Origin of the sequence: Streptomyces sp. NPDC021020, from assembly GCF_044333285.1 — a bacterium.
GTDB lineage: Bacteria > Actinomycetota > Actinomycetes > Streptomycetales > Streptomycetaceae > Actinacidiphila.
Map to the genome: position 1 here is coordinate 25,041 of NZ_JBIRQQ010000011.1, position 22,347 is coordinate 47,387.

Below are 22,347 nucleotides of genomic sequence, written 5' to 3' on the forward strand. Positions count from 1 at the left end.
GACGGAGGAACGATGATCCCCGACTGGCAACTGCGCGCCGCCTGCCGCGACGAGGACCCCGAACTGTTCTTTCCCGTGGGCAATTCGGGGCCGGCCCTGCTGAAGGTCGAGGAGGCCAGGGCCGTCTGCCGCCGGTGCCCCGTCATGGACGCCTGCCGCCAGTGGGCGCTGGATTCCGGCCAGGACGCCGGTGTCTGGGGCGGGCTCAGCGAGGACGAGCGCCGTACGCTGCGGCGCCGCGCGCGCCGCGCCCGCAGCTGAGCGGTGCCGACGCGCCGCCGCTCCCGGCTGCCCCGGGGCGGCGGGCTGACGGGACATCAGCGCGCGGGCCCGGTCTCGACGGGGCGGGACGGGTCGCGGCCGTAGGCGGACCAGCCGCCGACGAAGAGGCGGCCCCGGCCGATTCCCGTGTGCTCCATCGTCAGCAGGTTGTGGCAGGCCGTCACCCCCGAGCCGCAGTAGGAGGCGACCAGCGGCGCGGTGTGCCGGTCGATCCCGGCGGCGGCGAAGCGGTCGCGGATCTGCTGGGGCGGCAGCAGGCGGCCGCGGTCGTCCAGATTCTCCCGGCAGGGGACACTGCGCGCGCCGGGGACATGGCCGGGGCGGGGGTCGACGGGGTCCTGCCCGCCGAGGAAGCGGTCCCGGTTGCGGGCGTCGACCGCCAGGACGTCCGGCCCCGTCACACCGTCGGCGTCCACCAGCACGTCGTCCGGCCACGGGCGTTCGGTGAAGACGGCTTCGGCCGGAGCGGGTTCGCGCGAGGTGAGCGTGCCGGGGCGGGCGTCGAGGTAGGCGTCGAGGCCGCCGTCCAGGAGCGCGGCACGCCGGCCCGTGGTCCGCAGCATCCACACCAGGCGGGCGGCGATCACGCCGCCCTGGTCGTCGTAGGCCACCACGACGTCCTCGTCACCGATGCCCAGGGTGCGCATGCCCCGGCTGAAGACCTCCGGCGACGGGAGCGGGTTGCGGCCGCCCTCCGGCGTGGCCGGCCCGGTCAGCCAGCGGTCCAGGTCCACGAACACCGCGTCCGGCAGGTGCCCGGTCTCGTAGGCGGCCCGCCCGGAGCGGCCGTCGAGATACCACCGCACGTCCGCCAGGACCACGCGTCCGGTCAGTGCGTCCAGCTCGTCCACCCGCACGAACGGCGGGACACTCGCATGCTCGGTCATGTCGGGAACTCTAGCCATGTGTCCACATGGTGAGCCAATATCGTCCACAGTACGAGACGTACATCGGGGCCCCTCGCCCGCGGTTTCGGTCACGGCAGGATCGAGTCGACGTAGCCGCCGTCCACCCGGACGGCCCCGCCGGTCGTGGCCGTCGCGAAGTCGGAGCCCAGGTAGACGGCCATGTTGGCGATCTCCTCCGGCTCGATCAGCCGCCGCAGCAGCGACTGCGGCCGGTGCTCGGCCATGAAGACCCGCTGCGCCTGCTCCCACGGCAGCTCGCGGTCCACCAGGGAGTACACGAAGTCCTCGACGCCGCCGGTGCGGGTGGGCCCGGCGATCAGCGAGTTGACGGTCACTCCGGTGCCCGCCGCGTCCTTCGCGAAGCCGCGGGTGACGGCCAGCAGCGCCGTCTTCGTCATGCCGTAGTGGATCATCTCGGCGGGGATGACCACGGCGGAGTCGCTCGCGACGTTCATCACCCGCCCCCAGCCCCGGTCCTTCATGCCCGGCAGGTACGTCCGGATCATCCGCACCGCCGCGAGGACGTTCACCTCGAAGTACCGGCGCCACTCGGCGTCGTCGATCTCCAGCGCGGGGACCGCGCCGAAGACGCCGAGGTTGTTGACGAGGATGTCGGCGGCGGGCAGCGCGTCCGCGACCCGGCGGGCGCCCTCGTCGGTGGCCAGGTCGCCGGGCGCGGCGAAGAAGCCGTCCCGCCCGGTCTCGTCGCACAGCTCCGTGACCGCCCGCTGCACCGACCCGGCGCTGCGGCCGTTCACCCCGACGCGGGCACCGGCCCGGCCCAGACCGGCCGCGATCGCGCGGCCGATGCCCTGCGTGGAGCCGGTGACCAGGGCGGTCCGGCCGGAAAGGTCGATGAGCATGCCGCTGTCTCCCGGTGGTCCCGGCGGCCCGCGGTCCGGGCCGCCAGGGTTCTCCTTCCCGGCCCGCCGCGGCCCGGGCTCGGCCACCCGGGGGCTTTCGCCCGGGTTTTCCGGAGGCTCCGCCGGACGCGCGCGGGCGTCAGCCCTTGCAGGCGGGGTCGGCGAGCACGATGGGCGCGGCCTCGCGGGTGGTGACGAAGGCACGGAAGCCGGGGGCGCCCGCGACGCACTTGGTGGCGATGTTCGCGAAGCCGTCGGGGAAGTTGGTGACGTCGGCGGGGCTGTCCTCGCCCCGGTGGTCGGCGACGGGCGCGTCGCCGGTGCCGCGTGAGTCGCTGGCGCATCCGGTGAGGGCGGCCACGGCGACGGCGATCGACGCGAAAACGGTCAGGTACTTCGTCGAACGGCGCTTCATCTCGACCTCGTCTCGGCAGGCGGTGGGCCCCGCGGCCCGGGCGGATGCCTTCAAGGACCTGCGACGGCGCCGCCCGGTTCCGCCGGATAGCCTGGAAAGATCGTCGTCGGGTGAGAGGGGACGCGGCGGCATGGAGCTGCGCCAGATCCGCTACTTCGTGGCCGTGGCGGAGGATCTGCACTTCGGGCGGGCCGCCGAGCGCCTGGTGATCGCCCAGTCGGCCGTGAGCACGCAGATCCGCCGGCTGGAGCGGGAGCTGGGCGTCGAGCTGTTCGACCGTTCGCCGCGGCACGTGCGGCTGAGCGAGGCGGGGCAGGAGTTCCTGCCCGCCGCCCGCGAGGTGCTGGACGCCGCCCGGCGCGCGAGCGGGGCCGTCGAGCGGTTCGTCGCCGACCGCGGCGCCACCCTCCGGGTCGGCACCAGCACGGGGATGGGCGAGCGCCTCGACCAGGTGCTGGAGGTCCTGCAGCGGGAGTCGCCCGGCACCGCGGTCGAGCTGTTCTCCGGCCCGCTCGACGTGCGGCTCGCGCGGGTCGCCGCGGGCGAGTGGGACGCGGCCTTCGCCCGGGGCGAGGTGGACGTGCCCGAGGGCGTACGCCTGCTGCCGCTGTGGCAGGACGAGCTGGTGGCCGCGCTGCCCGCCGGGCACGCCCTGGCCGGGCGCGGCACCCTGCCGCTCACCGAACTGGCGGGCCTGCCGCTGCTGCTGACGGAGCGGCGGAACAACCCGCCGCTGGTCGACCTCGTCGTCGGCGCCTGCCACGACGCCGGGTTCGAGCCCGTCCCCGGCCGCAGCCACGGCTCGCTCCAGGACAACCTCGCCTCGCTGGGCGCGGGCCGCTCGGCGTGGACGGTCGTGTACGCCTCCCACGCCGCCCAGTTGCGCCACAGCCGGGTGGCCTTCGTCCACGTGACGGACCCGGCGGGCCACCGGCTCGCGCTGCCCGGCGTGCTGGTGGTGCGCCGGGAGACCCCGGCGCACCGCCTCCGCCCGCTGCTGGACGCCTGCCGGACGGTGGCGCGCGGCGACTCCGGCCGGGGCGACGGTCCGGGCCCGGGCGATCCCCGTCCTGGCGATCTCGATCCGAGATGACTGCACGCGCGGACCGGGTCTGGGTGCGGGGCGCCGGAACGTGTGGACTGGGAGTCACCAGGAGGTCGCGGGCCACCCGCCCGCGACCCGGAGAACCCAGGAGGACATCATGCCCATCGTCACCGTTCAGCAGGGCCCGCGCAGCGTCGAGCTGAAGCGCGAGCTGGTCGCGCGGATCACCGACGCGTTCGTGGACGCGCTCCAGGTCCCGGCCGAGAGCGTGCAGGTGTGGATCCAGGAGACGAGCCCCGAGAGCTGGGGCGTCGGCGGCAAGCTCACGGCCGACACCAGGAAGTAGCGCGCCCCGGCGGTCCGGCGGCAACGGGGGTGCCGCCGGGCCGCCGGGGGCCGGCGCGGTCAGCCGGGGCCCAGCACTCCCCAGTCGAGCTCGGCGTAGCCGTCGCCCTTGCGCAGCACGATGTGGTTGACGCCCTGGGTGAGCGTGACGCGCACCGAGGACTGCGCCTCCAGCCGGTCCTGGACGGGGGTGCCGAGCCACCCGCCGGTCGGCTGGTAGGACATGGTCCCGGCGGCGGCGCCGTTGACCAGGACCTGGTGGGTCGCGGCGGCAGCCGTACCGTCGGCGTAGCCGACCGTGAAGCGGTACGTGCCGGCGGCCGGTGCGGTGACGGCGAAGTCGACGGCGCTGTCGGCGTTGTCGATGCCGCCCACGTAGTCGGGGAAGCCGTTGTACGCGAAGGGGTGGATGCCGGCGTCGGTGACGGCGGCGTACTCGGCCTCGTAGCGGTGGGTGTCGGGGCGGATGTCGACGGAGTCGAGTTCGGCGTAGCCCGTGCCCTTGCCGAGGGTGACGGTGTTCGTCCCGGCGTCCAGCAGGACCCGTGTCCAGACGGTGTGCGGTTCGGTGTCGAGCCAGCCCCCGGTCGGCGGGTAGTCGACGGGCTGCTCCGCGCGGCCGTTGACGGTCAGGGTGTGGGTCGCGTCCGCGGTGGTGCCGTTGGCGTAGCGGACGGCCATGGTCCAGATCCCGGCCGAGGGCGCGGTGACGGTGAAGGCGACCGAGGAGTCCGGGTGGTCGATGCCGCCGACGTACGCGTGGCCGGACGCCAGGGCCGCGTCGGAACCGTTGTGCAGGACGGCGTCGGTGCGGCGGGCCTGCTCGGCCTCGTACTTGGTGGGCTGGGCGTCGGGCGCGGTGACCGGGGAGAGCGTGACGCGGTAGCCGTCGTACTGCTCCAGGCCGCGCAGCGGCACGGTGAGGTTGCCCGAGCCGTCGAACGTCATCGTGGTGTCGAGGACGCGGTAGCCGCCGGTCTGCGGGTCGCCGCCCTGCTCGACGCTCGCGTGGGTGGCGTTCGGGTCGCCGGTCCAGTGCGCGTCGTCCACCCGGACGCGCACCTGGGGTCCCAGGCCGCGGGCGGCGACGCCGAGCAGCTTCACGTCCAGGTCGGTGGTCTCCCCGCCGACCAGCAGCGTGACGGTGCGGCTGCCGGGGTCGAAGGACGCGACGCCGTCCGCGGCCTGGTAGTGGCGGGTGTCCCAGCGGCTGACGGCGAGCTGGTTGCCCTGCATCTGCTGGTACCAGTTCTCGAACCACCAGCCGGCGTTGGGCGACAGCTGCCCGCCGGGCGTGCGCCGCAGGGTGTTCCCGAGCAGCCCGACGTTGGTGTACGTGCCCATCGAGGCCGCGTCGATCCCGTAGCGGGCGAACTCCGCCCAGTGCTTGACCATCGTGCCGGGCACGCCCTCGAAGTCGCCGGTGCCCGGCCCGTACTCCTCGACGACCACCGGCTTCGGGGCGCCCGGCAGCCCGAGCTGCTGCTCCAGCGGACGGTAGTAGTGCGTGAGGGACTCGGGCACGTCGCCGGGGCTGGGGCCGAGGCTGTGCCAGCCGATGACGTCGGGGACCGTCCCGGTGTTCATGGCGTTGACCAGGAAGGCGCGCATCCGGGGCTGCCGGTCGGCGGACTCCCAGGGGTTGTAGTGCTCGTAGTTGGGGCCCATGGTGCGCAGCGTCGGGTCGATGGCGTGGATCCGGCGTACCGTCTGCGTCCACAGCCAGTTGACCTTGTCGTCGTACGTCGCGCCCTGGACCTGCGGGTCGGTCATGAAGGGGCTGCCCGCCGAGGTGCCGAGCTTGTTGTCCGGCTCGTTGAGGGGCGCCACCGCGTAGACCTGGGAGCGGTACTTCTGCACGGACCGGGTGGCGCTGTCGACCTTGCCGAGCCAGTCGTCCAGGCCCTTCCAGATGTACGGCCAGCCGCCCATCAGGTCGTTGTACCGCACGATCATCCGTACGCCGGTGCCGTTCAGCTTGCCCGCGACGCTCTCGGTGGAGGTGGGGTACGAGGTGTCACCGTCCAGGCTCGCGTGCTGGGCCAGCAGATTCTGCGTCTGCGCGGCGAGTGCGGCCGGGGTGTCGGGTTGCGAGGCGACACCGAAGAGCGAGCCGAGCCCCGGTTTGGCCATCGGCCCGCTCTGCGCCCCGGTGTCCACGGTGATCACCTCCGGCGCCGCGGCCGCGACCGCCGCCGCGGCGGCCGGGTGCGCCGCGACGCCGGGGACGGCCGGGAGCACCAGGCCCAGGGCGAGACCTGCGGCCAGGGCCGCCTTCCACCACGCGCGTCTCACGAATCCCACGAGCCCTCCCGGGTCGTCCGCCGGCCGCCGCCGGTATGAAGTCACGGCCCGGAGTGCCGGGTCAAGGCACCGGAGCGGCTTGAAGTCTTCAACCGGCGGCAACGCGGCAAGGCGTTACGGAGGGCATGTGCGCAGGTCGCGGGCGCGAAACTCGGCGACCGGGCGGTCGGGCCGGGTCCGGATCCCCCTCGCCGGGCGGCCTGTCGCGGGCGGGCGACCGCCCGCACGGGCATCCGGCTGCCGGTGAACGATGAACTGTCGGAGTGTTTCCGACCCCCGCCCGCATCCCACTCGGGCGTCCACGGTCCTGCACCGCACCGTGGACGAGCCGCAGTTGCGGCGTCGTGCCTCTTGACGGCGGTGACCGGCGTCCCTACCGTCCGATGGAAACTGTCGCAACTTTCGGAGCGTCCCTCCCCCACTCCTCCGGACGCGGAGCGCGTATGCAGCCCTATCCCGGCGCCCGGCAGCGGGACGCCCTTCTCACCAGCCGGATGATCGCCGTCGAGGCGGGGGTGTCCGCAGCCACGGTCTCCAAGGTGCTCAACCGTCGCCCGGGGGTCTCCCCCGCCACCCGGGAGCGGGTCGAGCAGGTGCTCTCCCGGCACCGGGACATCCGGCGGCCGTCCCCGCCGCCGCCGGGCCTGATCGTCGACCTGGTGCTCAACGACCTGGACAGCCAGTGGTCGGCCCAGGTCGTCGCGGGCGCCTGCGAGGTGCTCCAGGCCGCCGGGGCCACCATGGCGGTCAGCGGCCTCCAGGCGGAGCCGGCCCGTACCGCCGCCTGGCTGGGCCAGTTACGCGAGCGGCGCTGCGACGGCGTGATCCTGGTGGCGAGCGAGCCCACCCCGCGCCAGCACCTCGCGCTGGCCTCGCGCGGCCTGCCCGTCGTCGTCATGGACCCGGTGGGCGCGGTGGACGCCGGGGTGCCGACGATCGGCGCCACCAACCGCGCGGGCGCGATCGCCGCCACCGAGCACCTGCTCGCGCTCGGCCACCGCCGTATCGCGCACCTGGCAGGGCCGAGCCACTTCCAGAGCAGCAGGGCCCGCGCCGACGGCTTCCGCACCGCGATGGAGCGCGCGGGGCAGGAGGTGCCGCACGGCTGGCTGCGCTTCGGGGCCTTCGACACCGCGGCCGGGCGCGCCCAGGCCCTCGCGCTGCTCGACGACGCCGCCCGCACCGGGCAGCCGCCGCCCACCGCGATCTTCGCCGCGAGCGACCACCAGGCCCTCAGCGTGTGCACCGTGCTGCGCGAGCGCGGTCTGCGGGTGCCGGACGACGTCAGCGTCGTCGGCTTCGACGACCTGCCGCTGACCGGCTACGGCCAGCCGCCGCTGACCACGGTCCGCCAGCCGGTGCGGGAGATGGCGGCGCTCGCCGCCCGGACGCTGCTGCGGCTCGTGGCCGGGGAGACCGTGGACCCGCCCCGGGTGGAGGTGCGCACCCCGCTGGTGGAGCGGCAGAGCACGGCGCCGCCGCCCGGCTGAGTCCCGCCGCGCGGGTTTCGCGGTTGTTTCGCTCGCGGGCCTGCGCCGACGCGCGCGGGAAGCGGTTTCCGGGCCGCCCGGGTGCACTTCTTCAACGCCCGCCGGGCCGTTGACCCGGCGCGCGGGGGCGTGGATTCATACCCCTCACGAAGGGCGGTCCCGCCCCCCCCGGGCGCGTTCCGCGCCGAGACCGCCCCCCGACCGTGGAGGTCCTGTGAAACGCGCAGCCCGGAAGTCGGCCGCCGTCCTGGCGGCGGCCCTGTGCCTGCTGGTGTCGTGGGCGGGCTCGCCCGCCCGGGCGGCGGCCGCGGCGGGCGGCCCGCTGGTGACGTTCAAGGTGCTCTTCCTGATCTATCCGCACGTGCGCGTCCCCGGCCAGCCGGCCGCCGACTTCAGCGCCGCGATGCTGTCCGCCGCGCAGACCGCGGCGGCCGGCACCTGGCCGCAGTCGGTCGCGGACTACACCGGCGGGCAGGTGCGGGTGGTGCCCACCGTGGTCGTCGTGCCGCACGACCTGACCAGCAATGAGCGCTACCGCAGCGGCGGCGACCCGGCGGTGTGGCCGAACGTCTGGCCCGAGGACGTGCCGCAGGACGTGGCCGCCTACGTGCAGCCGGCCGGGCGCTACGACTCGGTGATCGTGTGGGACGCGAGCGCCGACTACCACAACACCACCGCGGGCGGCGGGGCCCGCACCACCACGGCCCAGGTCACCTGGTCCACCCAGGGGAACCCGGGCACGCCGGACGGCTACGGCTACGGCTACGGCAGCGACATGCTCGCCGGCACCAAGCACGAGTGGCTGCACGGCCTGTCGCAGTTCTACTTCGACGAGAAGGGCCTGCGCTCGCGCGCTCCGCAGTGCGCCGACGACCCCAGCCACGTCGACGGCGTGCACTGCGGCGAGGCGTACGGGTACGTCCGCACGCAGGGCGGCTACGACAACTGGAACCTCTGGTACAAGGACTTCCTGAACGGCGCCGTCGCGGGCGGCTCGCTCGGGCTCGGCCCGGCCGCCTGGGCGAAGGGCGTGCCCCGGGCTCGCTTCGGCGGCGCCCTGGACGGCTCGGACACCGCGAGCACCCTCGTCGGCCAGGGCAGCGGCAAGTGCCTGGACGTCTACGGCGGCGGCACCGCCAACGGCACGCCCGCGATCGTCTGGGGCTGCCACGGCGGCGCCAACCAGCAGTGGCAGGCGTCCGCCGACGGCACCCTGCGCAACCCGGTGTCCGGGCGCTGCCTGGACATCCAGGGCGGCCCCTCGGCCACGGCCAACGGCACCAAGGTCGGGCTGTGGGACTGCACCGGCGGCTCGAACCAGCAGTGGCGGATCGGCGGCGACGGCACCGTACGCAACCCGGCATCCGGCCGGTGCCTGGAGGTCGCGGGCGGGACCGGCGAGAACGACGACGGCCAACCGGTGCAGATCTGGGACTGCTGGGGCGGCTCCAACCAGAAGTGGACCATGCGCTGACCCCCGACCGCGAGCCCGCCGCTCCCGGCTGAACCACCCCCCGACCCCGCGGCCCGCCGCTGCCGGCCCGGTCCGTGCCCCACCACCGACCCCCGAGGAGACCGTCCGTGAACGTGAACGCCCATCCGCCGCGGCCCCTGCGCCGTGCCGCCGCCGCGCTGGCGGTGCTGCTGCTCGCCGTCGCCGCGGCCCTGCTGCACCCGGCCACCGCCCGCGCCGACACGCAGATCTGCGACCAGTTCGGCAGCACGTCCATCGCCGGCGGCCGCTACATCGTGCAGAACAACGAGTGGGGGGACACCTCCCCGCAGTGCCTCAACGTCACCGGCAGCGGCTTCACCGTCACCACGGCCAGCCACAACGTGCCGACCAACGGCGCACCGGCCGCCTACCCGTCGATCTACGCCGGCTGCCACTACGGCAACTGCACCTCGGGCAGCGGGCTCCCGCTCCAGGTCAGCGCGTTCGGCAACCCGGAGACCACGGTCGCCTACCACACCTCCGGCGGCTCCTGGGACGCCGCGTACGACATCTGGTTCGACTCCTCGCCCAGCCCCGCCGGGCAGAACAACGGCGCCGAGCTGATGATCTGGGGCAGCCACTCCGGCCCGCCGCAGCCCGCCGGGAGCAAGGTGGGCACCGCGAACATCGAGGGCGCGGCATGGGACGTGTGGGAGGGGCGGCTGTCCAACGGCGGCATCTCCTGGAACGTGATCTCCTACGTGCGGCAGCAGACCACCGGCAGCCTCGACGTCCACATCAAGGACTTCACCGACGACGTCACCGGCCGCGGGTACATGAGCAGCGCCTGGTACATGACCAGCGTCCAGTTCGGCTTCGAGCCGTGGGTCGGCGGGCAGGGCCTGGGCGTCGACAACTTCAGCTTCACCACCAGCGGCACGGGCGGCGGGGGCGGCGGCACCGGCAGCACCGTCGTCGGCCAGGGCAGCGGACGCTGCGTCGACGTCGACGCGGCCGGCACCGCGGACGGCACCGTCGTCCAGCTGTGGGACTGCAACGGCACGGTGGCACAGAAGTGGAACCGCGTCGGCAACACCTTCGTCAACCCGAACTCCGGCAAGTGCCTGGACGTCTCGGGCGCCCGCACCGGCAACGGCACGGTCGTGCAGCTGTGGACGTGCCTGAACAACACCGCCCAGCAGTGGGTGGTCAACGGCAACGGCACCATCGTCAACCCGAACTCGGGCAAGTGCCTGGACGCCACCGGCCAGGGCACCGCCAACGGCACCCGGCTGCAGATCTGGGACTGCTACGGCAGCGGCACCCAGCCCAACCAGGTCTGGTCCCTGAGGTGACGCCCTCCCGGCGGCCGGCCGGACCGGCCGCCGGGACGCGAACGCCGTCCCCCCGCTCCCCGGAATCCGGGGCGGGGGGACGGCGTGGCGCGCCGGGCGCGGTCAGCGGTGGTAGCTGTCGCCCATCGCCGCGGAGTTGTGCACGGTGCGGGCGTCGTGGAAGGCGCGCTGGTACACGGCCTCGGCCCGGTGGGCGGCCTCGCCGCGCAGCTCGCCGCGGGCGGAACCGCGACGGACCAGTGTGACGACGCAGGCGATCAGCGCGAGGAGAAAGGCCGCTGCCGCGAGAATCAGGATCATGAGCACCCCCGTGCCTGGCGGGCCCGCTCGACGGACCCCGGACATTCGATCCTAGCCTGCCGGGGCAGCGGCCGGGCCCGTACCGGGAAATCCCCCTGTTAGCCTGACCTGCGTGATCGGGAACGGAGCTGGGGGGCGAACACCCCGCGGGCCGGATTCCGGCACGCAGCGCGCCCTGATCGCCGCCGCCTTCGTCAGCAGGGTGGGCAACGGGCTGTTCAACACCGCGGCGGTCCTCTACTTCACGCTCGTGGTGCACCTGCCCGCCGCGCAGGTGGGGGCGGGTCTGACGATCGCGGGCCTGTGCGGGCTGGCGGCCGGCGTACCGGCGGGGAATCTGGCCGACCGGTACGGGGCGCGCACGATCTGGCTGGTGACCCTGGTGGTGCAGGCCGCGACCATGGCTGCCTTCGTCCTCGTCGACAGCTGGGCCGCGTTCACCCTCGTCGCCGCCCTGGACCGGCTGGCGGGCACCGCGAACGGCGCCGCGAGCGGCGCCGTGGTCGCGCGGGTCGGGGGCGAGCGGCCCGCCGCCTTCCGGGCGAGGCTGCGGACCTTCGTCAACCTCGGCGTCGTCGCGGGCACGCTGGGCGCGGCCGTCGCGATCCAGATCGACACCCGCGCCGCCTACACCGCGCTGATCCTCGCCAACGCCGCCAGCTTCGCGCTGGCCGCGCTGATCGTGCTGGTGGGTGTCCCGGACCGCCGGCCGCCGCCCCTGCCCGCGGAGCACCGCCGGTGGTCGGTGCTCGCCGACCGGCCGTACGTCTCCTTCGTCGGGGTCTACAGCGCCATGGGGCTGCAATACCAGGTGATCTCCCTGCTGCTGCCGCTCTGGCTCATCTCCCACACCGACGCCCCGCGCTGGACCGTGGCGGCGGTCAACGCGGTCAACAGCGTCGTGTGCGTGCTGCTGCAGAGCAGGCTCGGCTCCAGGGTGGAGACCTCCGGGCAGGGCGGCCGCGCCTTCCGCCTCGCCGGGCTGATGTTCCTGGTCAGCTGCCCGCTGATGGCCCTGACGGCCGATGTCCCGCGCTGGGTCGCACCGGCGCTCGCCACGCTCGCGGTGTGCGTGCACAGCCTCGGCGAGGTGTGGGAGTCCTCGGCCGGCTACGCGCTCGGCTTCGGCCTGGCGCCGGACCACGCCCAGGGGCAGTACCAGGGCTTCCTCGGCATCGGGTTCGACGCGGGCCAGGCCCTCGCCCCGCTGGTCCTCACCGGGGCGGTCCTCGCCCTCGGGCACGGCGGGTGGCTGCTCCTCGGCGTGTTCTTCGCCTGCCTGGGCGCGGCGGGGCCGCCGCTCGCCGCGTGGGCCGGGCGGACCCGCGCCGTACGGCCGGACGCGGGCGCGCCCTCGGCGCAGGGCGCACCCGCGCTGCCGGGCGCCGACCGCTGAGGGGCGGGCCGCTCGCCGTGCGCGCCCGGGGCGACCGCGTCAGGCCGGGTCGGTCGCCTCGCGCCGGGTGGACAGGACCGTCACGAGGGCGAGGACGGCGAGACCCATGAGGACGGCGCCGAAGACGGTCGCCCCGGTGGTCAGGCCCACGGCGTCGCTCAGGTAGCCGGCGGAGACCGGCAGGACGCCGGCCGGCAGGTAGCCGCCCACGTTGAGCGCCGCGTTCGCCTCGGCGAGGCGCTGCGGGGGGACGGCGGAGTTGAGCAGCGACAGGCCGCCGAGCTGGCCCATGCCCTGGCCCGCGCCCGCCAGCAGCGCGGACAGGACGAGGACGGCCGCCGACGAGGTGTGCACGGCCACGACCAGCGCGGCCATGCTCAGCGCGGTGCTCACCGCGCCTGCGGCGAGGACGGTGCGGCGGCGCAGCCGCTGGACGGCGAACTGCACACCGGTGGCGGCGAGGAACATCACGAACGCCGTGGCCCCGGCGACGATCCGGTTGGTGGTGCCGAGCAGCCCGGACAGCAGCGAGGGACCGAGCGACAGGACGAAGGACGTCGCGGTGATGCCGGGCGCGAACACCGCGATGCCGAGGGCGAGCCGGCGGCCGTTGCCGCGCGGGACACCAGGCACCCGTATCCAGGCGCCGGTGCCGCGTGCGGCGGGGCGGTGCAGGGGCATCCGCAGCACGCAGAGCGCCGCGGTGGCCAGCAGGACGGCTTCGACGACGAAGACGGTGACGGTCGGCGCGGGCGCCAGCTCGGACAGCAGCCCGGCGAGCAGCGGGCCGAGCCCGGCGCCGAAGACCATGGCGCAGGAGGCGAGCAGGGCGGCGGTGCGCCGCCGGGCGGGGCCGGCGACGTCGGTCACCGCGGCCATGCCGGCCGAGACGGCCGCGCCGACCGCGATCCCGGTGAAGAGCCGCGCCACGACGAGCGCGGCCACGCTGGTGGCCGTCGCGAAGACCAGGCAGGCGGCGAGGGCGAGCGCCAGGGCGGGCAGCAGGACGGGCTTGCGGCCGAGGCGGTCGGAGAGCACGCCGCACACCAGCAGCGAACCGAGCAGGCCGACGATGTAGAAGGCGAACACCACGGTCAGGGTGCCCTTGGAGAAGCCGATGTCGCGCTGCCACAGCACGTACAGCGGGGTCGCCGCGTTCGACAGCACGAACACCGCCGTGACCGGCCAGGCCGCCAGCCACACCCACCGCAGCGGTGGCGCGGGCGCCTCGGGCGCCCTCGCCCCTGTGGTGCGGACGGATCCGATACGGGTTTCGGACATGACTGCTCCTCCCGATGTGCCGCTGGTCTCCAGCAGTACGAGTCGAGTCGAACTTAGCATGCAGTACGATTCGAGTCGTACAAGCAGTTCGCACCGACCGCTCCGCACCGACGAGGAGTCGCCATGTCCCCGGCCAGCACCCCCACCGGGACGGCCGCACGTGCCGTCAAGGCGCTGCCCGAGCCGTCCGACCTGCCCGAACCGCTGCCGGAGCCGGGCGTCGACGAACTGCGGCTGGAGACCGTGCTCGGCGCGCTCAGCGATCCGCTGCGGCTGACGATCGTCCGCAAACTCCTCCTGGAGTCCGAGGACTTCGACCACTCCTGCGGCTGGTTCGGGCTCGACCGGCCCAAGTCGTCGCTCACCCACCACTTCAAGGCGCTGCGCGAGGCGGGCGTCACCCGCCAGCGGCAGTACGGCCTCGAACGCCGCAGCCACGTCCGCGTCGACGACCTCGACGCGCGCTTCCCCGGTCTGGTCGACCTCGTGGCGGCCTGGACACCGCCCCCGGCGGCCTGACGGCGAACGGAACGCCGCGAGGACACCGCTACCGGAGGCCGATCCGCAGGTCCCGGGCGTGACCCGATCCGACTTTGGTCCAGACCTCTTTTGGTCCAGACCTATTGACGCGCCCTGCTGCCGCTCCTACGATCCCGACGGTCATACACGCGCATGTCTCCACTTCACCCTGAGCCGGGCGTCACGCCCTCCCCCCACTCACTTGCTCATGCCCTTGGCACGTGGCGAGAAGGGAACACAGCATGTTCCGAAGGAGATTGCCCCTTCCGGACCGGTCGGCCGCCGTGCGGCGCACCGTGGCCGGGGTGAGCGCCGCGGCCGTCGTGGGCGCCTGCGTCGCGCTCGTCGGCTCCGGGGCGGCGGCCGGCGCGGCCGCCGCCAACCTGGTGGCCAACTCCGGCTTCGAGAGCGGGCTCTCGGGCTGGACGTGCACCGGCGGCTCCGGCGCAACCGTCAGCAGCCCGGTGCATTCCGGGACTTCCGCGCTGAAGGGCACGCCGAGCGGTTCCGACAGCGCGCAGTGCTCGCAGACGGTGAGCGTCCAGCCCAACTCCGCGTACACGCTCAGCGCGTACGTCCAGGGCAGCTACGTCTACATCGGCGCGACCGGCACCGGCGGCACCGACCCGTCCACCTGGACCCCGGGCGCGTCCTCCTACCAGCAGCTCAGCACCACCTTCACCACCGGCGCCAACACCAAGTCGGTGACGGTCTACGTACACGGCTGGTACGGCCAACCCGCCTACTACGCCGACGACTTCAACCTCACCGGCCCCGGCGGCAGCGGCACGACGCCGCCCACCTCGCCGACGACCACCCCGCCGACGACGCCGCCCACCACGACGCCCCCGACCACCCCCACCACCACTCCCCCGACCACCCCGACGACGACCCCGCCGACCACCACCCCGCCCGGCAGCACCTGCGCCACCAAGCCCCGGCCCGCGGGCAAGGTCCTCCAGGGCTACTGGGAGAACTGGGACGGCGCCGCCAACGGTGTCCACCCGGGCCTCGGCTGGACGCCCATCACCGACAGCCGGATCGCCCAGCACGGCTACAACGTCATCAACGCCGCATTCCCGGTCATCCTCTCGGACGGCACCGTCGAGTGGCAGGACGGCATGGACAGCGGCGTCAAGGTCGCCACGCCCGCCGAGATGTGCCAGGCCAAGGCGGCCGGGGCGACGATCCTGATGTCCATCGGCGGCGCCACCGCGGGTATCGACCTGTCGTCGAGCACGGTCGCGGACCGCTTCGTGGCGACCGTCGTGCCGATCCTCAAGCAGTACAACTTCGACGGTATCGACATCGACATCGAGACCGGCCTGTCCGGCAGCGGCAACATCAACACGCTGTCCGCCTCCCAGGCCAACCTGGAACGCATCATCGACGGCGTGCTGGCGCAGATGCCCGCGGGCTTCGGCCTGACGATGGCGCCCGAGACCGCGTACGTCACCGGCGGCAGCGTCACCTACGGCTCGATCTGGGGCGCGTACCTGCCGATCGTGAAGAAGTACGTGGACAACGGCCGGCTGTGGTGGCTGAACATGCAGTACTACAACGGCAGCATGTACGGCTGCTCCGGCGACTCGTACGAGGCCGGTACGGTCGCGGGCTTCACCGCCCAGACCACGTGCCTCAACAACGGCCTGACCATCCAGGGCACCACGGTCAAGGTGCCGTACGACAAGCAGGTGCCCGGCCTTCCCGCGCAGCCCGGCGCGGGCGGCGGCTACATGGCGCCCGGCCTGGTCAGCCAGTCGTGGAACGCCTTCGGCGGCTCGCTGAAGGGCCTCATGACGTGGTCGGTCAACTGGGACGGCTCGAAGGGCTGGACCTTCGGCGACAACGTCAGGTCCCTGCAGGGGCGCTGACGCCCCGCCGCGCAGCCCCCGCGCCCCGGTCCGTGACGTGCCCCGTCACGGACCGGGGCGCGGTCGTGTGCCGCGGCGCCTTCCGCGCTCTCTCCGTGCCCCCGCCGACGCGCGGGGGCACCGGTGTGTCCGGGACCGGGCGGCACATCGCGCGTGCACGCCACCTGTGTCCCGTGCGTCACTCGTGACACAGTGGAATCCCGTGGCGTTGCGGCGAGTTGGCGGCCCAGCGAGTGCCCGCACGGCAACTGTCCCCCCACGCCTTTCCCCCCACGGAGGAAACATGCTCACGAGACGAAGGGGCCGCCCGGCCCCGGCGCTCACCCGCGCGGCGGTCGCGCTCGCCCTCGCACTGGCCACCGCGGGAGCGGCGGGAGGCGCCGCGAGCGGGGCCCCGGCACGCGGCGCGTCCCCGGCCGGTTCCGTCGAGGCGGTGCCCGCGCCCGTGACAAGGACCGTCTCCCTCGTCACCGGACAGCGGCTGCTGGCCGGTCCGGCGGGCGGCTACCGGATGCTGCCGCAGGACGGCCCCGCCGCCACGCTGGTGTCCTTCGGCGGCGGGGGCGGCGACACCTACGCCGTTCCGGCCGACGTCCTGCCGGAGGTGGGCCGGCGGCTCGACCTCTCCCTCTTCGACGTCACCGCGCTCGCCCGCAGCGGCGCCGCCGGCGGCGGTACGCCGCTGGACCTGACCTTCGCCGCCGGCACCGCGCCCGCCGCCCCGCCCGGGGTGCGGCTCACGTCCGTATCCGGCAGCTCGGCCACCGGTGTCCTGGACCCGGGCTCGGCGCCCGCGTTCGGCCGGGCGCTGAAGGAGCGGCATCTGCCCCCGGCGCTGGAGTCCGTGCGGCTCGCCGGCTCCGGCACCGCCGCCCGCCCGCACTTCCCGCTGCACACCCTGCGGATCAGCGCCCGCGGCCTGTCCGGCGGGCCGGGGAACACACCGCTGGGCAGCATCGTGCTCAACACCGACGACGTGAGCCGCTTCGGCACGGTCGTGCCCGTCGAGGACGGCGAGGGCAACGTCCAGGTGCCCGCGGGGCATTACGCCGTCTACACGCTGTTCGTCGACCGCGCCGCGGACGGCAGCGACACGGCCTGGCGCGAGGTGGCCCAGGACGCCACAGTCGCCGAGGACGGCCCGGACACCACCGTGGCCGTCGAGGAGGCCGCCGCCGACCGGCGCGTCACCGTCACCACCCCGCAGCCCGCCACCGCGGACATCCTCAAGCTCACCTGGTTCCGCACCGGCCCGTCCGGCAACGTCACCTTCGACAGCGTCCAGGTCGGCAGCCCGGCGACCGTGCCCGTCTACGTCAACGCGCGTCCCGCGGACGCGGCCGGTTCGCGGTACGTCGTCCAGTGGGGCGGCGCGGCGCCGGACGGCGGGGCGTACCGCTACGACCTGGCGTTCGGCTCCGACGACGTGCCCGCCGACCAGGCGTTCCGCGCCGAGCCCGGCGAACTGGCCACCGTGCGGCACCGCTTCTCCGCGGACCCCGCGTCCGGCAGCGGCCTCGGCGCCCTCTACGTGCTGCCGGTCGACGACTTCACCCGGGCGGTGGAGGCGGCGGGCGAGACCGTCCTGCCGCCGCCGGCCGACCAGGGCCGCCAGGCCATGCCCGGCAGCCGCACCGACTACGTCGGCACCGCCGACGGCGGCGGATGGGCCTTCGGTACGGTGACGGCCCAGCTCGACACCCTCGACGCCGACACCCTGACCCTCGCCGCCGGAGCCACCCGCACCGTCGACTGGGCCCACGGGCCGCTCGCCCCCGGCCTGGGCACCCACCACGACCAGCAGGTGCGCGCGTGCACCGCGTGCGCGGGCGGCGGGCAGTTCACCCTCTACCTGCCGACCGGCGACAGCGAACCTGACCACGCGGGCAACGTCGCCGCGGACACCGCCTTCACCCTCTCCCGGGACGGCACGCAGCTCGTCGACGAGCCGGACGTCATCGGCGCCCAGGTGCCCGCGGACGACGGGCCCGCGGACTACCGGGCCGTCCTCGACACCGACCGCACCGCGACGGGCGCGGGCCAGTCGGTGCGGACCCGCACCGAACTCGCCTTCCACGACCCGGGCCGGGGCGCGGACCCGGGTCTCGACCTGCCCGCGGACGTGCCCTGCCCGGCGGCCGGCTGCCGCATCATGCCCGCGCTCACCCTGGACTACCGGCTCGACACCGACCCGTCCAACACCGGGCCCCAGGGCGCCGCGCAGAGCCTGGACCTCACCGTGGGCCACCTGTCCTACGACGGCCGCGGCTCGCACGCCCCCGTCACGTCCGCCGCCGTGTCCGTCTCCTTCGACGGCGGCGCGACCTGGCGGCCCGCCACGCTCACCGGCAGCGCCGGCGCCTACCAAGCCACCTGGCAGAACACCGGCACGGCCGCGCCTTCGCTGAAGGTCACCGCGACGGACGGCGCGGGCGGCTCGATCACCCAGACCGTCAGCGCCGCCTACGGCATCGCCCCGGGGAGCACGCGATGAAGCTCCCGATGAAGCCCGCTTGGAAGCCCGCATCGAAGTCCGCGACCGTGCGCCCGTACCTCACCGCCCTCGCCACGGCCGCCGCCCTGGCCGTCGTCCCCGCCGGGAACGCGGCCGCGTCCTCCCCACCCGTCCGCGACGTGTGCGGCACCCCGAAGCCGGGTTTCGCCCGCTGCCTCGCCCAGGTGCGCACCGATCTGCACGCCGGTGAGGGGGTGCGCGGCCCGCACGCGGCCACCGCGTCGCGGGCCGCGCTGCCGCCCGGCTACGGACCGGCGGAGCTGCGGGCGGCCTACGGCCTGCCCGCGACCGGGGGCTCCGGGCAGACCGTCGCCGTCGTCGAGGCGGGCGACGCCGCGCGGGCCGAGGCCGATCTCGCCGTCTACCGCACGACGTTCGGCCTGTCGGCGTGCACCACGGCCAACGGCTGCTTCCGCAAGGTGAACCAGCGCGGGGACAGCGCCCCGCTGCCACCCGACCAGGGCTGGGCGACGGAGACCGCGCTCGACCTCGACGCGGTCTCGGCGCTGTGCCCCTCCTGCCACCTACTGCTGGTGGAGGCCGACCAGGCCGCCGGGGACACGCTCGCCGCGTCCGTCGACACGGCGGCCGCGTTCGGCGCCACCGAGATCTCCAACAGCTACACCGCGGCCGAGAGCGGTCCGAACGCGTCCTACGCCGACCACTACACCCACCCGGGCGTGGCCGTCGTGGCCTCCTCCGGGGACGCCGGGTACGGCATCCCGGGCGTCCCGGCGGCGTACAGCAGTGTGATCGCGGTCGGCGGCACCACGCTCGCCCGCGATCCCGGCACCGCCCGCGGGTGGTCGGAGAGCGCGTGGCAGGGCGCGGGCAGCGGCTGCTCTGCGTGGGTCGGCAAGCCCGCGTGGCAGCACGACCCCAACTGCCCGGGCCGGACGGTCGCCGACGTCTCGATGGTCGCCGACCCCGACACCGGGCTCGCCGTCTACACCACGGACGGGACCGGTGGGACGGACGCCGGGTGGGCCGTGGTGGGCGGCACGAGCGCGTCGGCGCCGCTGGTCGCCGCGGTCGTCGCGCTGGCCGGGCATCCCGCCCGCTTCCCTGACGCCTCCGCGCTGTACGCGGCGGCCTCAGGCCTGACGGACGTCACGACCGGAAGCAACGTCCAGGGCATGGACTGCGGCGGCGACTACCAGTGCACGGCGGGACCTGGCTACGACAGCCCGACGGGCAACGGCACGCCGGACGGTCTCGGCGCCTTCTGACGGGTGGTCGCGCGGGGAGGGGACCCGGGTGCGGCGCCCCTCCCCGCGCGGCCGGGGGCGGTGGGATCAGCCCAGGCGCCACTGCTGGTTGGCGCCGCCGTTGCACGTCCACAGCTCCAGCGGGGTGCCGTTGACGTTGCCCGCGGCCTTGTCGCCGCCCGTGACGTCCAGGCACAGGCCGGACTGCACGCCGGTGACCGTGCCGTCCGGATTCGCCCGCCACTGCTGGTTGGCGCCGCCGTTGCAGGTCCACAGCTCGACGGCGGTGCCCGTGGCGGTGCCGCCGCCGGTCGCGTCCAGGCACAGGGTGCCGCCGTAGAGCCGCAGCTCGTTGGCCGCGGTGAGGGTGACCTGCTGGTTGGCGCCGCCGTTGCAGTCCCAGATCTCGACCTTCGTGCCGGGCGCGGTCTGGTTGTCGAAGGCGTCCAGGCAGCGGTTGGAGGACGCGCCGACCAGCGGGTGCGTGGTGCCGGTGGTGGTGGCCGAGCCCTTCGACACGCGGTACATGACGCTGCCGTGGCCGGGGACGGTGGCGGAGATCGCGCCGCTCGTCGTGGTCTTCACGTGCGACCACAGGTTGTTCAGGGTGTAGGTGGACGCCCCGGAGATCCCGGCCGCCGCCGTGGTGGTGGAGATCGTCGCGGCGCCCGCGTTCTCGTTGAAGAGGACGACCGACACGTCGCCGTTGGCGAGCGGCTTGGTGAGGACGTCCAGGCCGCCGGAGGAGGAGATCTCCTTGCCCTGCTTGCCCAGCGAGTCCTGGTCGACGGCGATGACGTCGCGGTTGCCGAGGATCGACAGCGTCGCCGCCGAGGAGCCCGGCAGGTCGTTGCCCGCGATGAGCGGGGCGGCCATCTCGGCCCACAGGCTGAACTCGCTGCGGTCCTCGCCGTAGGACATCCCGCCGTTGCCGACCTCCAGCATGTCGGGGTCGTTCCAGCCGCCGGGACCGGCGTACTGCGCGAGACCGACGTTGGTGTGGAAGTTGGACAGCAGCGAGCCGAAGCTGTCGTTGATGTCCCCGGTGGTGCGCCACATGTTGCCGACGCCCGCGCCCCACGTCCAGACGCTGTCCTGGCCCCATTCGCAGAGGCTGAAGAGGATGGAACGGCCCGTCCCGGCCAGCGCGTTGCGCATGGTGGTCTGGCGCGACTGCGGCGAGGAGCCGTCGCCGTTGCAGTTGTCGTACTTGAGCAGGTCGACGCCCCAGGAGGCGAAGCTGGCGGCGTCGGTCTGCTCGTGGCCGAGGCTGCCGGGGTAGCCTGCGCAGGTCTTGGTGCCCGCGCTCTCGTAGATGCCGAGCTTCAGGCCCTTGCCGTGCACGTACGCGGCGGTGCCGCTGATGCCGTCGGGGAATTTGGCCGGGTCGGGCACGAGGTGGCCGCCGGAGTCGCGGCTGCCGGACATCCAGCAGTCGTCGATGTCGACATAGGAGTAGCCCGCGGCCGCCAGGCCCGAGGAGACGATGTAGTCCGCGACGGACTTCACCTTCTGCTCGGTGACGTTGCAGCCGAAGGAATTCCAGTCGTTCCACCCCATCGGCGGGGTGAGGGCCAGCCCGTTGGGCAGCGCGGCGGCCTCGGGAGCGGGCGCCAGCAGGGCCAGCGCGGGCGCGGTCACGGCGGCGAGCCCGAGGGCGGTCAGCGCGGCCACGAGCCGGGAACGTGGGGGGCGAGGGGTGCGGGCGGTGCGGGCGGTGCGGGTCAACCTTCGGAGGGTGATCGGCATGGGCGTCGCTCCTTAGGCGGGGCGGCGCGGGGCGCTGCCCCGAGAGCCTGCGGTGGGGGTGTGCGACAGTGTGAGGTCGTGTTCGAATGAGCGTCAAGTGCCCTACCAAAGAAACATGTTCCAACGCGGGAGCGGCTGCCGCGGCGGCAGATCCCGTGTTCCGCGGCCTGTGTCAGAAGCACTTGTGGCTGCCGCTGAGGCACGGCCCGGGGTCGTACGTCGTCGGCGTCGTGGGCGTTGTCGGCGTCCCGGGCGGGGACTGCACGATGTAGCGCGTGACGACGGAGAAGGCGGCGACGTAGTGGTGGGCGGCGAAGGCGGCCTGGGCCACCGCGTGGGTGGACAGGGGCTGCCAGGTGACGTAGAAGGTCCCCCGGTCCTTGTACCGCTGGGAACCGACGCCGTCCTGGAAGCCGCCGGTGTCCGCCTCCGGGTCGTCCGGCGCGCCGGCCACGGAGACCCGCAGGTGCGGGTCGGCGTCGTTCCCGGTGGGCTGGTAGGGGGGACGGGCATCCACCACCGAGATCCGGCCCCATCCGGGGGGCGCCGTGCTCGGGGAGGGGAGCGGCGTGGTCCGGTTCGGGTCGGCGGCGGATTCGGTCAGCGTGCTGCCGCCCTCCCAGCCCTGCGCGGCCACCGCCGAGTCGATCACCCGGAGGCGGGCCCGGACGTCACCGTCGAACGCGACGTAGGCGACGGTGAAGCGCACACACTCCACGAGGCTCCAGTTCCCCCGGCTGCCGACCACCGATCCGCTCGGCCGGCTCCGGCAGAGGTCCGACACCGAGGTGCCGAGTGGCTCGGCCCACGGCAGGGCCGAAGCGAGCGCTCCCAGGTCGGCGGAGGCGGACCGCGCCGCAGCGGCGTCGGCCGTCCGGGCGGCCGGGGAGTGCGCGAAAGCGGCGACGTCCGGCGGGGCGACAGGTTTCGTCTGCTCGCGGAATTCCCACATCCCGTACAGCAGCACCGCGAGCACCAGCCCCACCACGCCGAACGCGGTGAACGCGCAGCCGCGCGCCACCCGTTCGCCCCTGCTCATGTTTCCCGCGACATCCCCCATGCC

General features: G+C 74.3%; 19 protein-coding genes. 11 read left to right on the forward strand and 8 right to left on the reverse strand.

Annotated features, from left to right (window positions below; all coding sequences use genetic code 11):
* Window positions 1-12: 12 nt before the first annotated feature.
* Entirely contained in the window at window positions 13-261 is a 249-nt protein-coding gene (locus ACH4SL_RS29535) for a WhiB family transcriptional regulator (RefSeq protein ID WP_398451049.1), read from the forward strand.
* A 56-nt stretch (window positions 262-317) separates the two neighbouring features.
* Here the strand turns inward: ACH4SL_RS29535 and ACH4SL_RS29540 are convergent, their stop codons facing one another.
* From ACH4SL_RS29540 to ACH4SL_RS29550, 3 genes are all read right to left on the reverse strand, one after another.
* Window positions 318-1,169 (reverse strand): sulfurtransferase, encoded by an 852-nt coding sequence (locus tag ACH4SL_RS29540; protein WP_398451051.1) that lies wholly within the window; start codon window positions 1,167-1,169, stop codon window positions 318-320.
* An 89-nt stretch (window positions 1,170-1,258) separates the two neighbouring features.
* On the reverse strand, window positions 1,259-2,053 hold the full coding sequence (locus tag ACH4SL_RS29545) for an SDR family NAD(P)-dependent oxidoreductase (protein WP_398451053.1): 795 nt from the start codon (window positions 2,051-2,053) through the stop codon (window positions 1,259-1,261).
* Window positions 2,054-2,192: 139 nt separating this feature from the next.
* Complete coding sequence (locus ACH4SL_RS29550) at window positions 2,193-2,468, reverse strand: hypothetical protein (RefSeq protein WP_398451055.1); 276 nt, start codon at window positions 2,466-2,468, stop codon at window positions 2,193-2,195.
* 130 nt (window positions 2,469-2,598) lie between these two features.
* Here ACH4SL_RS29550 and ACH4SL_RS29555 point away from each other — a divergent pair, with 130 nt between their 5' ends.
* Window positions 2,599-3,561: a LysR family transcriptional regulator gene (locus tag ACH4SL_RS29555; protein ID WP_398451057.1), complete on the forward strand. Its 963-nt coding sequence runs from the start codon at window positions 2,599-2,601 to the stop codon at window positions 3,559-3,561.
* Between the two features lie 109 nt (window positions 3,562-3,670).
* Window positions 3,671-3,859 carry a 4-oxalocrotonate tautomerase DmpI gene (gene dmpI, locus ACH4SL_RS29560; RefSeq protein ID WP_398451060.1) on the forward strand — a complete coding sequence of 63 codons (189 nt, stop codon included), beginning with the start codon at window positions 3,671-3,673 and terminating at the stop codon, window positions 3,857-3,859.
* 59 nt (window positions 3,860-3,918) lie between these two features.
* On the opposite strand, the gene ACH4SL_RS29565 is transcribed toward dmpI, so the two are convergent.
* Window positions 3,919-6,162: a CBM35 domain-containing protein gene (locus ACH4SL_RS29565; protein WP_398451062.1), complete on the reverse strand. Its 2,244-nt coding sequence runs from the start codon at window positions 6,160-6,162 to the stop codon at window positions 3,919-3,921.
* 443 nt (window positions 6,163-6,605) lie between these two features.
* Between ACH4SL_RS29565 and ACH4SL_RS29570 the strand changes: the two genes are divergently transcribed.
* The 3 genes from ACH4SL_RS29570 to ACH4SL_RS29580 all read left to right on the forward strand — a co-directional run bounded on the left by ACH4SL_RS29570 (window position 6,606) and on the right by ACH4SL_RS29580 (window position 10,442).
* Window positions 6,606-7,652 carry a LacI family DNA-binding transcriptional regulator gene (locus tag ACH4SL_RS29570; RefSeq protein WP_398451065.1) on the forward strand — a complete coding sequence of 349 codons (1,047 nt, stop codon included), beginning with the start codon at window positions 6,606-6,608 and terminating at the stop codon, window positions 7,650-7,652.
* A gap of 214 nt (window positions 7,653-7,866) precedes the next feature.
* Window positions 7,867-9,126: an RICIN domain-containing protein gene (locus tag ACH4SL_RS29575; RefSeq protein WP_398451067.1), complete on the forward strand. Its 1,260-nt coding sequence runs from the start codon at window positions 7,867-7,869 to the stop codon at window positions 9,124-9,126.
* A 107-nt stretch (window positions 9,127-9,233) separates the two neighbouring features.
* Window positions 9,234-10,442, forward strand: a complete 1,209-nt coding sequence (locus ACH4SL_RS29580; protein WP_398451069.1) for an RICIN domain-containing protein — start codon at window positions 9,234-9,236, stop codon at window positions 10,440-10,442.
* Window positions 10,443-10,544: 102 nt separating this feature from the next.
* Here the strand turns inward: ACH4SL_RS29580 and ACH4SL_RS29585 are convergent, their stop codons facing one another.
* Window positions 10,545-10,742: a hypothetical protein gene (locus ACH4SL_RS29585; protein WP_398451071.1), complete on the reverse strand. Its 198-nt coding sequence runs from the start codon at window positions 10,740-10,742 to the stop codon at window positions 10,545-10,547.
* A 112-nt stretch (window positions 10,743-10,854) separates the two neighbouring features.
* On the opposite strand from ACH4SL_RS29585, the gene ACH4SL_RS29590 reads away from it, so the two are divergent.
* Window positions 10,855-12,138, forward strand: a complete 1,284-nt coding sequence (locus tag ACH4SL_RS29590; protein ID WP_398451073.1) for an MFS transporter — start codon at window positions 10,855-10,857, stop codon at window positions 12,136-12,138.
* A gap of 39 nt (window positions 12,139-12,177) precedes the next feature.
* Here ACH4SL_RS29590 and ACH4SL_RS29595 read toward each other — a convergent pair whose 3' ends face one another.
* Window positions 12,178-13,419 carry an MFS transporter gene (locus tag ACH4SL_RS29595; protein WP_398451075.1) on the reverse strand — a complete coding sequence of 414 codons (1,242 nt, stop codon included), beginning with the start codon at window positions 13,417-13,419 and terminating at the stop codon, window positions 12,178-12,180.
* A 123-nt stretch (window positions 13,420-13,542) separates the two neighbouring features.
* On the opposite strand from ACH4SL_RS29595, the gene ACH4SL_RS29600 reads away from it, so the two are divergent.
* The 4 genes from ACH4SL_RS29600 to ACH4SL_RS29615 all read left to right on the forward strand — a co-directional run bounded on the left by ACH4SL_RS29600 (window position 13,543) and on the right by ACH4SL_RS29615 (window position 19,556).
* Window positions 13,543-13,938: an ArsR/SmtB family transcription factor gene (locus ACH4SL_RS29600; RefSeq protein ID WP_398451078.1), complete on the forward strand. Its 396-nt coding sequence runs from the start codon at window positions 13,543-13,545 to the stop codon at window positions 13,936-13,938.
* Between the two features lie 242 nt (window positions 13,939-14,180).
* Window positions 14,181-15,812, forward strand: coding sequence for a carbohydrate binding domain-containing protein (locus ACH4SL_RS29605; protein ID WP_398451080.1), 1,632 nt, complete (start codon window positions 14,181-14,183; stop codon window positions 15,810-15,812).
* Window positions 15,813-16,095: 283 nt separating this feature from the next.
* Entirely contained in the window at window positions 16,096-18,306 is a 2,211-nt protein-coding gene (locus tag ACH4SL_RS29610; protein WP_398451082.1) for a hypothetical protein, read from the forward strand.
* Entirely contained in the window at window positions 18,303-19,556 is a 1,254-nt protein-coding gene (locus ACH4SL_RS29615; protein ID WP_398451084.1) for a S8 family serine peptidase, read from the forward strand. Before ACH4SL_RS29610 ends, ACH4SL_RS29615 begins: the two co-directional genes overlap by 4 nt.
* A 66-nt stretch (window positions 19,557-19,622) precedes the next feature.
* Here ACH4SL_RS29615 and ACH4SL_RS29620 read toward each other — a convergent pair whose 3' ends face one another.
* Window positions 19,623-21,284, reverse strand: coding sequence for a glycoside hydrolase family 27 protein (locus tag ACH4SL_RS29620; RefSeq protein WP_398451086.1), 1,662 nt, complete (start codon window positions 21,282-21,284; stop codon window positions 19,623-19,625).
* A 172-nt stretch (window positions 21,285-21,456) separates the two neighbouring features.
* Window positions 21,457-22,323 carry a hypothetical protein gene (locus ACH4SL_RS29625; protein WP_398451088.1) on the reverse strand — a complete coding sequence of 289 codons (867 nt, stop codon included), beginning with the start codon at window positions 22,321-22,323 and terminating at the stop codon, window positions 21,457-21,459.
* Window positions 22,324-22,347 lie beyond the last annotated feature (24 nt).

Excerpts from the sequence above, each read along its gene's own strand:
- ACH4SL_RS29535 (WP_398451049.1), top strand. The coding sequence starts at position 13 with ATGATCCCCGACTGGCAACTGCGCGCCGCCTGCCGCGACGAGGACCCC.
- ACH4SL_RS29540 (WP_398451051.1), bottom strand. The coding sequence starts at position 1,169 with ATGACCGAGCATGCGAGTGTCCCGCCGTTCGTGCGGGTGGACGAGCTG.
- ACH4SL_RS29545 (WP_398451053.1), bottom strand. The coding sequence starts at position 2,053 with ATGCTCATCGACCTTTCCGGCCGGACCGCCCTGGTCACCGGCTCCACG.
- ACH4SL_RS29550 (WP_398451055.1), bottom strand. The coding sequence starts at position 2,468 with ATGAAGCGCCGTTCGACGAAGTACCTGACCGTTTTCGCGTCGATCGCC.
- ACH4SL_RS29555 (WP_398451057.1), top strand. The coding sequence starts at position 2,599 with ATGGAGCTGCGCCAGATCCGCTACTTCGTGGCCGTGGCGGAGGATCTG.
- dmpI (WP_398451060.1), top strand. The coding sequence starts at position 3,671 with ATGCCCATCGTCACCGTTCAGCAGGGCCCGCGCAGCGTCGAGCTGAAG.
- ACH4SL_RS29570 (WP_398451065.1), top strand. The coding sequence starts at position 6,606 with ATGCAGCCCTATCCCGGCGCCCGGCAGCGGGACGCCCTTCTCACCAGC.
- ACH4SL_RS29585 (WP_398451071.1), bottom strand. The coding sequence starts at position 10,742 with ATGATCCTGATTCTCGCGGCAGCGGCCTTTCTCCTCGCGCTGATCGCC.
- ACH4SL_RS29595 (WP_398451075.1), bottom strand. The coding sequence starts at position 13,419 with ATGTCCGAAACCCGTATCGGATCCGTCCGCACCACAGGGGCGAGGGCG.
- ACH4SL_RS29600 (WP_398451078.1), top strand. The coding sequence starts at position 13,543 with ATGTCCCCGGCCAGCACCCCCACCGGGACGGCCGCACGTGCCGTCAAG.
- ACH4SL_RS29605 (WP_398451080.1), top strand. The coding sequence starts at position 14,181 with ATGTTCCGAAGGAGATTGCCCCTTCCGGACCGGTCGGCCGCCGTGCGG.
- ACH4SL_RS29610 (WP_398451082.1), top strand. The coding sequence starts at position 16,096 with ATGCTCACGAGACGAAGGGGCCGCCCGGCCCCGGCGCTCACCCGCGCG.
- ACH4SL_RS29615 (WP_398451084.1), top strand. The coding sequence starts at position 18,303 with ATGAAGCTCCCGATGAAGCCCGCTTGGAAGCCCGCATCGAAGTCCGCG.
- ACH4SL_RS29620 (WP_398451086.1), bottom strand. The coding sequence starts at position 21,284 with ATGCCGATCACCCTCCGAAGGTTGACCCGCACCGCCCGCACCGCCCGC.
- ACH4SL_RS29625 (WP_398451088.1), bottom strand. The coding sequence starts at position 22,323 with ATGAGCAGGGGCGAACGGGTGGCGCGCGGCTGCGCGTTCACCGCGTTC.